We start from the raw sequence: 13,094 nt of genomic DNA, 5'->3' as shown, positions 1-13,094 counted from the left end.
ATCGGATTCCATGGACAAGCCAAGGTACCGTTGTCGTATTTAGATGAACACAGCCGTTCTACGCGCCTAAAAACGCAGGCAGGGCACTGCAGAGCCAACGTCCGTCGTATACGGCCCGTCGGCCTTACAGCAGCTCCAGCCTCACCCGGCTGCCGCGTCCGGACGGTTCGGCCGGCTCGACGATCAGCTTGCGCGGCAGACGAGCCCTCAGCTCCGGCACGTGCGAGATCACGCCGACCGCAAGCCGGTCCATGTGGAGCTTCTCAAGGGAGGTGACCACCATGTCCAGCAGATCCTGGTCCAGGGTACCGAACCCTTCGTCCAGGAAGAAAAATTCCAGGGGCACCTCGCCCTTGAGCTGGATCTGAGCCGACAAAGCGAGCGCGAGCGCGAGCGACGTCAGGAACGTTTCGCCGCCGGACAGCGTGCCGACCGGGCGCTTCACCCCGCCGGAGCCGTCGTCGCGGATCACGAAACCGCCGCCGGAGTCCACCTCGATCGCGTAGCGCTGCCGGGTGAGCTGCCCGAGCCGCTGCGAAGCGGCCCGGCTCACCTGCATCAGCTGCTCCTCCGCGAGGAACTCGACGAAGGCGTTCGCTTTCAGCACGGACTGCAGCTTCGCCAGCCGACCGTGCAAGGTCTGCTGCGCGCGGCGCCGCTCTTCCAGCCGGCGCCACTGCTCGTGCTTCGCCTGCAGCTCCTCGCAGTCGCGTTCCGCCTTGGCGCGGACCGCGAGCGCGGCCTCGTCGCGCTCCTGGGCTTCGCGCAGCTCGAGCAGCATGCCGGTCCAGCCTTCTTCGCTGACCGTCCGCCCGGCAAGCTGCTCCCGCAGCTGCGCGAGCCGGGAGCGGAGCGTCTGCTCGCGCTCGCGGTGACGCCGCGCCTCCGCGCTCCACTCGGCGCGCTGCGCTTCGGCGACGTACGCGCTCCGCACGGCGTCGGCATCCGCGAAGGAGGAAGCCTTCAGCGCGCGGTCCAGCCGCTCCCGCGCCTCTGCGAGCTGCCCGGCGGCGGATGCGGCGGCCTGTTCGGCCGCGCTGAGCGCCTGGGCCGCCTCCTGCTGCTCGCGGCGGGCCTGCTCGTGCGCGAGCCGGGTTTGCTCCGCTCGGGCGCGCAGCCGATCGAGCTCGGCCTGAGCCGCCGCGATCTGGCGCGGCACCGGCTCGCCGCCGACGCGGTCGTGCAGCTGCTGCGCCTTCTCGGCGGCGAGCTGGGACAGCCCCTGCAGCTTGGTCGCGAGCTGCAGGGCGGTTTTGTCGAGCTCCGCCGCCTCGGTGCGGAGCTGCTCGATCTTCGCGAGCACCCCGTCGATGAACGGGATGCTCTTCTCGATGCGGCCGCGCAGCTCTTCCGCCTGGCGCTCCTGCTCGCCCAGCTGCTTCAGGCGGGCCTCCACGGCGTCCAGCTCCAGGCCCCGGGCGCCGAACCGCTTCTGCCAGGCTTCTGCCCGGCCGCGGATGCTTTGCTCCAAAGCCTGCGCTTTGGTTTCGTCGGCCTGAAGGGCTGCGCGCTGCGAACGCAGCTCCGCCTCGGCGGCCTGCATGCCGGCTTCAAGCGGCTTCAGCCGTTTCAGGAGGGCTTGGAAGCCCGCTTCGAGCTCTGCCGCCAAACGGCCTACACGCGCGGTCTCCGCTTGCGGCCGCTCGAAAGCGGCCAGCTGCCGCAGCGCCTCGCCCGCAGAGATTCCGGCTTCGCCCTTCCGGATACCAGCGGTGGCGGCGAGGCTCTCTGCCGCAGTCGAGGACGCTGCCGCTTCCAGTATGCCGTCGGCTTTGCCTGTCCGGTCCGCGGAATCTACCGGGGACTTATCAGGCGGCAGCTCCAGATCCGCTTGAACCGCCGCAGCCGCTTCCGCCAGCATGAGCGCCGCCTCTGCGGCCGCATGATCGGTCTCGTCCCTGGAAGCGGAATTGGCGGCAGACTTGTTTGCTGCAGCCTGCGGATGATCCGTTCCGGCGCGCTCGTGCTCAAGCGCCCGTTTGGCGAGACTATCGAGGCCGAAAATGTGACGGTCCGCCTCCATTCCCGCTTCCCGAATGGCGCGAAGGAGCGTTTCGCATTCCTCTGCGCCAGGGGAAGTCTTCTCCGCCTCCACCTCTTCTTCGCGGTAAGGAGCCGGATGCTCCACAGCGCCGCACACAGGGCAGGGCTGCCCTTCGTGCAGTTCGTGCGCCAGCTTTCCGGCCAGATTCCGCAGTTCGCGCTCGCGGTCTTCCCGTTTGCGAATCTGAAGCAGCGCGGCCGCCGCTTCTTCCTGCTTCGCCAGCCGTTGACGCAGCTGCAGAGCTTCCGTCCTGCCGGCGCCGAGTTCACCGAGCCAGCGGGCAAAGTGTTCCGTCCAAGCGGTCAGTTCCCCGGCACGGACCGCCAGCTCGCGCTCTCCGGCCTCCATCGTCCGGCGTCTTCCGCCGGTCTCCTGCCGGAGTTCCTGAAGCTGGCGCATCTGCATATCCAGCTCCCTTTTGGCGTCCCATGCTTCTTGGAGAAGGCTGCGCTGCTCGTATCCGACCTCTACGCTTTTCAGCGCTTCTTTCAGCTCCGCCTGCTTGCCCAGCGCCTTTTCCTTCGTCTCCTGCTCCTTGCGGAATGCCTCTTTCACCGCGGAAAGCTGTGAAAGCAGATGTTCCTCGCTCGTTTTGAGGCTTTCGCACTGCTTGTGAAGGTCGGCAAGCTGACGCTCCTGCTCCAGTGCCTGGTTCAAACGCTCCAACCGGATCAGCAGGGGCTCCTCGCTTCCGGCCAACTCCTGCCGGGCCTGCTCGGACGCCTGCAAGGCCGTGTCTAATTTCACTTCGGCCTGGCTGGAGCGGTCCCTTGCCTGAGCGATCCGCCCCCGGTGCTCCGCCTCCGCTTTCGCCGAAGCTTCCGCATGCTCGACATAAGGACGCAGCTTCTCCGCTTCCTCCGCGCGCTTCAGGTTATCTTCGCGCTGCCGGATTCCCGGCTCTTCTTCCTCGGTTTTGCGAAGCTCCAATTCCGTCTGCCGCTCATCCTTTTGCACGCTTACAATCTGCTTCATCTCCTCGTAGCGGGCGGACGCCTGCTGAAAAAGCTTGCGCTGGACGACGGCATACTCAGCCGCCTCCTTCAACCTCTCGCCGGCCTGGGCCAGCGCTTCTTCGGATGCGTCTCCCAATCCCTGCTGCTCGGCGGCGATCTGTTTAAGCAGGCCGTCGGCTTCTTTCAGCCGTCCGCTTACGCGCGCGCTGAGATGATCGCCGTAAGCTTCAAGATGGAACAGCCGCTGAAGCATCTGCCGCCGGTCTTTGCCGGTCAACGAAAGAAATTCGGCGAATTTCCCCTGAGGAAGCACTACGGCGCGGGTAAAATCCTGCATGGACAACCCGAGCACCTGGTGGACCCGGTTGGTTACATCCGTGGATTTATCGGCCAGTACGACCGGTTCCTCCCCGCTCAGACGGACAAAACGGCTTACGGTATTCGTAACCGAGACGTCCGAGCCTCTCTTGAACTGGCGGTCCACCCGGTACCGGACGGCGCCCGTCGGATAGCTGAGTTCGAAAGTGAACGAGACCGCCAGCGTATTCTCGGCATGGTTCATGATCCCCTGCGTACCGCCGGAGGCCCGTTCGACTTTGCCGTAGAGCGCCAGCGTCAAGGCGTCCAGAATGGACGACTTTCCGCTCCCCGTCGGTCCGAAAATACCGAACACGCCGGCATCGCACAATTGCGTAAAATCTATTTCCTGTGATTCCCGGTAGCTTTGCAGACCGGACATTTGCAGCCGTATCGGACGCATACGTTTCGCCTCCCTTTATTCGGCCTGCTCCGGGCCGTCCGAATGATCCTGCAGCAGCTCCATGAAGAGCTGCACGAGCTCGGGCTCGGGCCTCGCCCCGCCCGTCTGCCGTTCGTAGAATCGGCGGAACAGCTCGTCCACCGGCAGCCCCGCGCTTGACAGTAAGGCCGCTTCTTCCTCGGCCGGCTGCTGCTGCGGATAGACCGGTTTGATATGGATAAACCCGCTGCGCGCCTTGCGCAGGGTTTGAATGTCGTGCAGCGACATCGCTTCCGCGATATGAATTTCCAGGTCGATCCACGCGTTTGCGTCCCGCCCTTCGTCCAGCCAGCGGTGCACCTCCGCCAGCCCTTCCTTCGCTTTCCAGTTCACTAGCGGGCGGCCGGATGTCAAATAGATTTCTTCGATCGAGGCCGGTTCTCCCGGTTTGACGTCCAGAACGGTCAGCGACTTGGCTTGGCCCGCTTCGGAAAAGCTGTAGGCAAGCGGGGAACCGCAGTAGCGGATGGGGCTCTGCGCTTTAAGCGTCTGCGGACGATGCAGGTGGCCGAGCGCCACATACTGCGCGCCGACATCGAGTGCCGATGTATCGACCGTGTACGCTCCGCCGACCTGAATCGGACGCTCCGATTCGCTTTCTTTTCCCCCGAGCACGTAAATGTGGCTCATGATCAGGTTCACGGTGTCGGGACCAAAGCCCGCCGTTTGAGCCTTGACCAGCTCGCCTACCCGCTGGGAGTAAGCTCTCCTGAGCACTTCTTCGCCGGCGTCGTCGCTGAGCAGCTCGCCCAGTCTCGACTCGGACGGATACGGCAGCGCAAATAGTTTGGCCGTTTCGCCGGTTCTCGGAATCCCGATCTCCATCAGGCCCGCTTTCGGCAGCCCGATCAGAGAGATTCCCTGCGCCTTGGCAATCGGGGAAGACGCCCCCAGACGGTCCGGGTGATCGTGGTTGCCCGAAATGACGACAACTTCCCTGCGGCCGTCCTCGGCCAGCCTGGACAGAGCGTCGTAAAAAAGCTGCTCCGCAGCGGCAGGCGGATTGACGGTGTCATACACATCTCCCGCCAGCAGCACGAGATCGATATTCCCTTCTCTGACAATGCGGACGAGTTCGTCCACGAAAGCAACCTGTTCCTCAAACCGGCTCCGCCCTTCCAGGGTTCTCCCCAAGTGCCAGTCACCGGTGTGCAGTATGCGCATACCTATCCCCCAAATCTGATTGTATCTGTAAAAACGGCCGTCCCGCCTTTATCCAGCGGTTTTTGTCCGGCCTCTTCCATTCAAATTTCCACCACGTGCCCGCCGTCAAAGAAAAACAGGTAGGTTCCCGCAAGCTTGCGCTTCCAGATTTTTTCCACTGCCTGTCCGTACAAGCCAAGCTGGATCCGGTATCTTTCCCGGAGCGCTTCGAGACCGACGCCTTTGACACGGTCCGTCTTGTAATCGAGCATAATCAGATTGCCGTCCGATTCGAACAGGCAGTCGATCACACCCTGCACAAGCACCGTCTCCTGGCGGGTCGACGCATCCGCATTCGGGTAGACACGGCCGGCGGGAAGCCCCAAGCTGAAAGGCACTTCACGCCATACCCGGGTAGAGGCGGCAAGCTTTTGGCCGATCTGTGTCCGGAAAAAGCCCGCAAGGATTTCCGTATCCACCGCTCTTGCTTGAGCCGGGGTAAGCAGTTCCTTGTCGATCATTTCCCGGATAACAGCTTCCACCGCTTCCGGCGTCACTTCCTTCAACGGCATATGCTGCATGACGGCGTGAAAAACGGTTCCTCGCTCCGCAGAGGTCAATTTCTTCTCTTCCATAAAACGGGGACGCCGCAGAAGCGACGTTCTTGACGAGGAACCGGCCGAAGGTGTACCGGGAATGGAGGCACCGGCGGGAACTTCCCCGCCTGCTTCACCAGGGGGCTCAATCGGCTCGCTCGCTGTTAGCGTGTCTTGTGCCGCTTGCGGTTCCTGTATGTCCTGAGTCTCAGCCGACTCCCGCTCCCGCCGATCTTCCGCCTGCATGAGCGCGGGGCTGTCCATAAAAGTCGCCAGATGAAAAACCGAATTCCCTCCGGCACGGGTCCCTTCCGTATCGCCCGGAAGGGCTGGCGTACCGAGAGAATGCTCCCCGTTCAACCGGGACGCTTCCGCCGCCCCCGCCATTTTCAGCAGCCGGGTCGGCAAAATGAGTCCGCTCCCCGGGCTTGGCATCAGCTCGGCCGACGGAATTTCTTCGTGATCGGAAGCCGTACTGCGGTCTGCCTGCCTTTTCAGCTCGGAAACGGACGTTTTGGAAAAATAAGCGGTCGCCTGGGCAAACGGATACGTCCACGACAGCGATTTCGCAAGCGCAACGTCCCATTCCCCGGTAAAAGTCGGCACCTTGTTCAGGTGTTTCAGCGCCTCCAGCCGGTCCGCCTGAATCGTGACGGATTCGTCGGCTTTCCCCATGGCCGCCAGCTCCTCGGGCGCAATCACTTCGAAGCGCCACTTGGAGCCGTCTGCCGCCAGCGCCGGAGGACTGTGTTCCTGAAGTCCGGCTTTCTCTCTCCACAAAGACGCATCCCGGTGCCGCATGAGTGCGGGGCCCAGCCAGTCCAGGTAGCTGCGCGCACGCGCGACTTCGTCGTCCGGAAGCGGCCAGCTGTTCTTCTCCAGGTGCCTGCCCCAGCCCTGGAGCTGCTTGTCCAGCGAGCGGACCGTGCCGAGCAGGAACAGCTTCTCCCGTGCCCGGGTGAGCGCCACATACAGGACGCGCAGCTCCTCGGCAAGCGTCTCGATGCGCATCCGGCGCCGGATCGCAAGCTGCGGAAGGGTCGGATAGCCGACCCGCAGCTTCGTATCCACAAAGCGCGGACCGAAGCCCAGTTCCTTATGGATCAGGAACGGGTCGAGCAGGTCGCGCTGGTTGAACATTTTGCCGAGTCCGGCAACGAAAACGACCGGAAACTCGAGTCCTTTACTCTTGTGGATGGACATGATCCGTACGACATCCTCCTGCTCGCCCAGCGCCCGGGCGGTCCCGAGGTCGCCTCCGGTGTCCTTCATCCGCTCGATAAAGCGGAGAAACCGGAACAGCCCCCGCAGGGAGGTGTTCTCATACTGCCTCGCCCGGTCGTAAAGCGCCCTGAGGTTCGCCTGGCGCTGCTGCCCTCCGGGCATCGCACCCACGAAATCGAAGTAGCCGGTGTCTCCGTACACCTTCCAGATGAGACGGGCGAGCGCTCCCTGCCGGGCTTCGCTCCGCCACTCTTCCAGGCGCCTCAGAAAGTCTGCGATTTTGCCGCGCAGTTCCTCGTCGGGCTTCCACTCGCCGGCATCCTGCAAGCCGCTTCCGCCCTCCGCGTTCCCCAGCGGACGAATTCCTTGGGCGTAAGCCCGGACCGCCTCGTAGAACGGGATATTTTTGCCGGAAATGCGCAGGGAAGCCAGTTCATCCGCCGTCAGGCCGACAATCGGTGAACGGAGGACGCCCGCAAGCGGAACGTCCTGATACGGGTTGTCAATCACTTTCAGCAGCGAGAGCATGACTTCGACTTCCGTCGCCGTAAAATACCCGGTATTTAAATCGGCGTAAGCCGGGATGCCAAGCTGCCTCAATTCTTCAATAAAAATCGGCGACCACTGCTGGGTAGCGCGCAGCAGAATGACCATATCCCGGTACGTGGCGGGCCTCATGGAGCCGGACCGTTTATCGTACACGAGGTAGGGCCGCCCGTCCTGCGGATCCAGCATGTCCTGTATCTTGCGGGCGATCGCCCGGGCTTCCATCTGGGCGGTTTCCAGCTCCTGGCCTTCCAGGATGCCGTCCAGCTCGCCCCCCTGCTCCTCGGCTGAAATCTCCCCGGCCGCTTCCTCCGCATCGCTCTCTTCCCCGTCGGACGCCTGTGCGGCTGCCGCACGGTCGATGAGCATCATTTCGACGGACAGGTTCTGGCCTTCGGCCGCCGGATAAGACGCGCCGTTCACCAGCTCCGCCCGCTCGTCGTAAGCAATGTCGCCGACGCCCTCATTCATGATCTGCCGGAAAATAAAGTTGACGGCATCGACTACCTCCGCCCGGCTTCTAAAGTTCCGGGCCAGGTCGATCCGTCTTCCCGGACCGCTGCCGTCCCCGGTGAAGCTTTTGTACTTCTCCAGAAAAAGCCCGGGCTCCGCCAGTCGGAAGCGGTAAATGCTCTGCTTCACGTCGCCGACCATAAATCGGTTGCCCGGGAGCGGTTCGGCGATCAGTTCCACGATAGCTTCCTGGACGCGGTTCGTGTCCTGGTACTCGTCAAGCAGCACCTCCGCGAACTGCTCCCTGTATTCGAGCGCCGCCCGCGAAGGGATCAGACGATCCGGCGCAGACTCTTCGGCGCGCAGAATGCGCAGGCAGAAATGCTCCAGATCGGCGAAATCGACCAGACCTTTGGCGGCCTTGGCCTTGCTGTAGCGCCCTCCGAAGTCGATGACGAGATCGACCAGCGCGTGAATAACGGGCGCCAATTCCCGCGTTTCCTCCAGAAACCGCTCCGGCGGCCGCCCGAACAATTCTTCCTGGAGGGAGGTGATGCGTTCCTTGGCCCGGCTCCGCAGTTGTTTCACCTGTTCCTGGAGCTGCGGGTCCACTTCGTCTTTCTTGCAAGGCTTGAGCTTCCCGAAAGACACGGTCTGAAACGCGCTGAACAGAATGTCCCACGGATAGTTCTCGGCTATGTCCGTAAGCCCCTCGACCATGGTCAGATCATCCTGCACGGCAGTCGCGTAAGGAAGCGGGCCGCCCGGCTGACCGGTGATTTCGAGAGCCTGCTTCAAGAGCTCGGCGGTCCCCTGAAGCTCCAAGCGGACATCGTCGGTGAGGCCCTTGAGCCAGAATTCGGCAGGTGCGCCCTCGCCTTCGCCTTCGTTTCCGTTCCCTTCAGCGTTATCCTCATTGTCCGCCGCATTCGCCAAAGCGGCTTCCTCCGCCGCTCCGACCGCAGCCGAATTAGAAGCCGCAGCCGCTTCCGCATAGCCTTCGCTGACTTCCGCCAAGGCGGCCGTCCGCTCGTCTTCACCGGAAGCATCCCTTCCCGTGATCAGCTCGTAGTTCTTCGGTCCGAACATCAGCGCCATCTCGCGCAGCCAATGTTCCGGCCACGGGTGACTGCGCGACTCGTCGTACAGCTTCTGGATCAGCAGATGGAGGGGAACGTCGCTGCGCTCGCCGCCGAACGTATCGACGAGCCGCCAGAACGGGCTGTCTTCTCCGCTTTCCCCGTAGTACTGCTCCATCATTTCTTCGAGCTGGTCGTGCCGCATCAGCTCCGCTTCCGTTTCGTTGGCGATGCGGAACCCGGGATCGAGCCGAATCAGGCTGTAGTGCCTGCGGATAACTTCCAGACAGAAGGAATGGAGGGTCGTCACGGAAGCCCGCCCCATCAGGGCAAGCTGCCGCTTCAAGTGCTGAGAGTCCGGGTTTGCCGTCAGCTCTTTTTCCAGCGCCTCGCGTATTCTCTGCTTCATTTCGGCTGCGGCTGCCTTCGTAAAGGTCGCGACCAGCAGACGGTCCACATCCAGGGGAGAAGCCTCATCGGAAATGCGGCGGATAATCCGCTCGACCAGTACGGCCGTTTTTCCCGAGCCGGCCGCTGCGGCCACAAGCATGTTTTGCCCCCGCAGGGCGATGGCGTCCCACTGCTCGTCCGTCCACGTGGTTCCCGGAGGTTTCGTTCTCGGTGTCGTTGTCATCGGTTCTGCTCCTCCTCTCCGCTTCCCGTCTCTTTCCTGGTAAGCTCGGCCCAGACGCGGTCGCGTCCGATTTTGGCCAGATGCTTGGGCTCGTTGCCGTCCAGCGCGGGATCAAATTGGCACACCGCCTTGTAAGAACAATGCTGACAAGCCGTCTTATTTCCCGTGCGGTAAGGGGTGATATCCACCCGTCCTTCCGTAATCTCCGTACCGATATCGCGAATCCGGTCCCGCACATAACCGCGCAGGGTATCCCACTGCTCTTCCGAAGCGACGGAGGACGATTTATAAAAGCCTCCATCCTTGGACAAGGCGGCCGGTACCAGTTGGGAGTGGCCCGCTGCGCCCGCTAGGTCGCTGTCCATCATTTTCACGACTTCCGGATCGGCCATAAGGAGTCCTTTCATCTTGTACCGCTTGCGCAGTTCTTTCTCTACGTCCTGGACGGTCATGCCGTTCGTAAACTGCAGCAGGGGATTGTGCACATGAAAATACAGCACCCCTGCCGGTGTGGCGCTCATGCCGAGCCACTGGGGCGCATGAGTTAAGATCACGTCCAGATACGTGAGCATCTGAAGGGACAACCCGTAGTAGACGCTGGACAAATCCAGCGCAGTAGGGCTTGACTTGTAATCGATCACACGAAGCAGCAGACCGCTGTCCCCCTGGGCCTGGTCCACTCTGTCGATCCGTCCGATAATTTCCATCGTGCATCCGTTGTCGAGCTGGAAGGTCAGAGAAGGCAGCATGCCGCCCGGCCCGAAATCGATTTCCAGCCCTACCGGTGAAAACCGGCTGCGTTTCGCGTGTTCGCCCAGCATGACGGCCGCTTTTCCCACGACCTGCTTCAACTTATGGGAAATATACCGGTACCGCTTGGAGCTCAGGAGAATTTCGCCCTGCAGCCGTGGCGCAAGCCGGTCGACGACGTCGGATGTCCGCCGGTAGGTTTCTTCCGTGCTCAGGCTGGCCCAATCGACCTTGTCCTCCTGCAGCCCGCGCACGAACAAGTTGAGCGCGCCGTGGAACAGCTGCCCGATATCCGGAGCTTCCAGACGGAATACCCTGCGCTCCTTGAGTTTGAGGCCGTGCGTCAGGAAGTGGGCGAACGGGCACGCTACGTAGCGCTCCATCCGGGATACGCTCGCACGGAGATGACGTCCGTACAGAAGACGGCTCGTTTCGCGTGGCAGCTTGTCCTCCCGGTTGGCATACAGCAGCCCTTGAACGAGGCGGTTCATGCTGCCCTTCCACTCCGGCTCCCCCGCAAAATAGTTGTAGGTGCCCCACCACAAATCGCCGATGGCCGCCCCTCTCATCCACTGCTTCAGCTGGACGCCGAGGTAAGACATCGCCCGCGAAGGATTTTGCATATAGGAAAGCTGTTCCTCTGCGGACATAAGAGGCGAAGGCTCGCCCATCCACTGGACCTCGCGCAGCTCGGGAAATAATCCCTTCACCTGGCGGATCAGTTCCGAGGGAAGCAGCGATTTGCCTTCTTCATCGGCAAGCGGGTAAGACAAGGACAACCGGCGGCTCGGAACGGCCAGTGAAGAGTAAATCAGGAAGGACTCGTCCAGCAGCCTCCGGCGGTTTCCGTCCGCCATCGGCAGCCCCGTCTGAAGCAGCAGCTCACGTTCCGCTTCCGCCAGGACGCCGTCTTCCGTCGGCGACGCCGGAATGACCCCGTCGCTGACGCCGAGTATGAAGGCGTACCGGATTTTCATGGAACGGGTACGGTCCATGCTGCCGACAAGCACCTGGTCGAGCGCCGGAGGAACGAGGCCGAGCTTGATGTTCTCCAGCCCGGTTTCCAGCAGCTCGCCGTACAGCTCGGCCGATATTTCTTCCTCGCCCATCAGCTCGACCAACTGATCGAGCAGATCCATCAGGCTGCCCCAGATCTGGCTGTGCTCCCGGGCTTTCTCCGGCCGGCCGTCTGCCGCCGCTTCCGCATACCACTGCTCCAGCCGTTCCGGCGCATGCACGTCTTCCAGAAGCTCGTACAGCGCCTGCGTTCTCGACTGGACCGTTTTGGCCCGCTTGAGATTTTTCTGGAAACGGAGCAGCGGCTCCGCCACCCATTCCCGGGTCTGCTGAATTTCCTGCAGATAAAGCTCCTCCGCCTCATTCGCCGCCGTCTCTTCGTCTTCCAGCGAGGCCCGGCTGCGGTGAGTCCACGGCTTGCCGTCGGTCCACCGGTTTCCCTGGATTCCGTAGGAAAGCACGTAATTTTCGAGGCGGTCCATCGCCGCCCTCTGCTCCGCCAGCGTCTTCGCCGCCGCTTCTTCGCCGTCCCCGTTCCAAGGCAGGAGAAGGTCTGTTTTTACGCAGCGGAATACCGCATCGTAGCCCCAGTTATGAAGCACCGTTTCCAGAGCCGAGCGGATGAATTCCGCAAGAGGGTGATGCAGCACCGTTCTTTTCTGGTCAAAAAAGTGCGGAATCCCGTAATCGGTAAACGCGGTCTCCAGAAGATCCTCGTAGTCCGCCATGTTGCGGACCATCACGGCCATATCCCGCCAGCGGACTCCCTGTTCACGGGCCAGCCTCGTCATTTCCCGGGCTACGCCTTCGGCTTCGGCCCTGCGGTTGACGGCGGCGTAAAGCGAAAGCTGCTCCCGTTCGCCGGGTCCGGCCGGAAGATACGGGCTGCCGTACCGGCCGATGCGCTGCTCAAACGAATTCTCCAGATGGGCGAGCATCGGACTGGCGGCGAACCGGGGCGACAGAACGGGCTGTACGGCCACGGTTTCAGCCGGCCCGACGCCTACGGCATCCACCAGCTCCTGGAGCTGCGCCATCGTACGTGCCGTCGGGTGGAACAGATCCAGCTCGTCCGGAATCTCTCCGGCATAATAAGGCCGGTTCACGCAGAGCGACACCGTGGTCCCGGCTCCGTGCTCAAAAAGCCCCTTTACCACCATCAGCTCCTGGGGCGTAAAGCCGTGGAACCCGTCGATCCAAATCTGCGCGTCTCGAACAAGCGACGACTGCCCGAGCTCTTCGGCCAATTTGGCCAGCGTTCCTTCCCCGTCGAGATACCGGAGCGAAATTTCGTGTTCGAAAGCCCCGTAAATCAATTGGAGATCCCGCATTTTATCCCGCAGGAGCTGCTTTTTGCTGCCGAGAAAATCGTCGTACCTGTCTACATGTTCATGGAGACTCTCTCCCGTCACGCAGTAGCGCCTCCACTCCGCGAACAGATCGTTCAGCCGGTCGACGAAGCCTGTCTGCTCGTACACCGACCGGTAGAAACGCAGATCGCCTTTCCGCTTATGTAAAAGCTTGTGCAGAAGAAGCTTTTTCCCTACGTCGTCAATAGGCTGGCGGGCCGTTCCGCCTCTCTCCTGCATCACCCTCCAGGCCAGACGGCGGAAGCTGAGCACCTGCGCGCGTATCGTTCCGCCTACATCGGGATGATCGACAAGCGCCAGCTCCGTCTGGAAAGTCGCCTGCTCGGGTACGATCAGAATCAAAGGCGGCCCCTCCGGCCGCTGTTTTAAGTTCTCTATGATTTCATCCATGCAGAGCTTGCTTTTGCCGCTCCCTGCACGGCCAGTTATAAAACGTACGGGCATGTCGGGTACGCCCCTTTCACCATGTCACTTGTTCCCGTG

4 protein-coding genes are annotated in these 13,094 nt (G+C 62.2%); all 4 read right to left on the bottom strand.

The annotated features are described in order from the left end of the window. Positions 1 to 124: 124 nt before the first annotated feature. Positions 125 to 3,760, bottom strand: coding sequence for an AAA family ATPase (locus ABH899_RS01705; protein WP_369993450.1), 3,636 nt, complete (start codon positions 3,758 to 3,760; stop codon positions 125 to 127). A gap of 15 nt (positions 3,761 to 3,775) precedes the next feature. Further along, entirely contained in the window at positions 3,776 to 4,963 is a 1,188-nt protein-coding gene (locus ABH899_RS01700; protein ID WP_369993447.1) for an exonuclease SbcCD subunit D, read from the bottom strand. An 80-nt stretch (positions 4,964 to 5,043) separates the two neighbouring features. Next, on the bottom strand, positions 5,044 to 9,474 hold the full coding sequence (gene addA, locus ABH899_RS01695; protein ID WP_369993445.1) for a helicase-exonuclease AddAB subunit AddA: 4,431 nt from the start codon (positions 9,472 to 9,474) through the stop codon (positions 5,044 to 5,046). Next, entirely contained in the window at positions 9,471 to 13,055 is a 3,585-nt protein-coding gene (addB, locus tag ABH899_RS01690) for a helicase-exonuclease AddAB subunit AddB (protein ID WP_369993442.1), read from the bottom strand. Before addB ends, addA begins: the two co-directional genes overlap by 4 nt. Between the last annotated feature and the right edge of the window lie 39 nt (positions 13,056 to 13,094).

This window comes from Paenibacillus sp. RC84 (assembly GCF_041260495.1).
Classification (GTDB): Bacteria; Bacillota; Bacilli; order Paenibacillales; family NBRC-103111; genus Paenibacillus_F.
Note: the sequence above shows the minus strand (reverse complement) of the source record. Positions and strands in the feature narration are given on the sequence as shown.

What these genes read in the sequence shown, in the direction of transcription:
- addB (WP_369993442.1), bottom strand. Translation starts at nt 13,055, where the DNA reads ATGCCCGTACGTTTTATAACTGGCCGTGCAGGGAGCGGCAAAAGCAAG.
- addA (WP_369993445.1), bottom strand. Translation starts at nt 9,474, where the DNA reads ATGACAACGACACCGAGAACGAAACCTCCGGGAACCACGTGGACGGAC.
- ABH899_RS01705 (WP_369993450.1), bottom strand. Translation starts at nt 3,760, where the DNA reads ATGCGTCCGATACGGCTGCAAATGTCCGGTCTGCAAAGCTACCGGGAA.
- ABH899_RS01700 (WP_369993447.1), bottom strand. Translation starts at nt 4,963, where the DNA reads ATGCGCATACTGCACACCGGTGACTGGCACTTGGGGAGAACCCTGGAA.